The 483-nt window shown below is 45.3% G+C and carries 2 tRNA genes and 1 rRNA gene; all 3 read right to left on the bottom strand.

What is annotated here, in order from left to right:
- Window positions 1-165: 165 nt before the first annotated feature.
- Window positions 166-241: transfer RNA gene (locus BFF42_RS20665), tRNA-Ala, on the bottom strand.
- Window positions 242-283: 42 nt separating this feature from the next.
- Window positions 284-360, bottom strand: a tRNA-Ile gene (locus BFF42_RS20660).
- A gap of 68 nt (window positions 361-428) precedes the next feature.
- Window positions 429-483, bottom strand: a 16S ribosomal RNA gene (locus tag BFF42_RS20655); the annotation flags it as partial.

Raw genomic sequence — 483 nt, 5'->3', positions numbered from 1 at the left:
TCTTACGATTCATCATCGTGTTGCGAAAATTTGAGAGACTCACGAACAACTTTCGTTGTTCAGTGTTTCAATTTTCAGCTTGATCCAGATTTTTAAAGAACAAAACTTCGCAGTGAACCTTTTCAGGTACACTCTGAAGTATTTTTTATTTAATCACTACAGAGATGGTGGAGCTATGCGGGATCGAACCGCAGACCTCCTGCGTGCAAAGCAGGCGCTCTCCCAGCTGAGCTATAGCCCCATAACATGTAGTTAAAACCTCTTCAAATTTGCCGTGCAAATTTGGTAGGCCTGAGTGGACTTGAACCACCGACCTCACCCTTATCAGGGGTGCGCTCTAACCACCTGAGCTACAAGCCTGTAGAGGTTTTACTGCTCATTTTCATCAGACAATCTGTGTGAGCACTGCAAAGTACGCTTCTTTAAGGTAAGGAGGTGATCCAACCGCAGGTTCCCCTACGGTTACCTTGTTACGACTTCACC

Source organism: Shigella sp. FC1661 (assembly GCF_001712525.1).
Classification (GTDB): Bacteria; Pseudomonadota; Gammaproteobacteria; order Enterobacterales; family Enterobacteriaceae; genus Escherichia; species Escherichia coli.
Note: the sequence above shows the minus strand (reverse complement) of the source record. Positions and strands in the feature narration are given on the sequence as shown.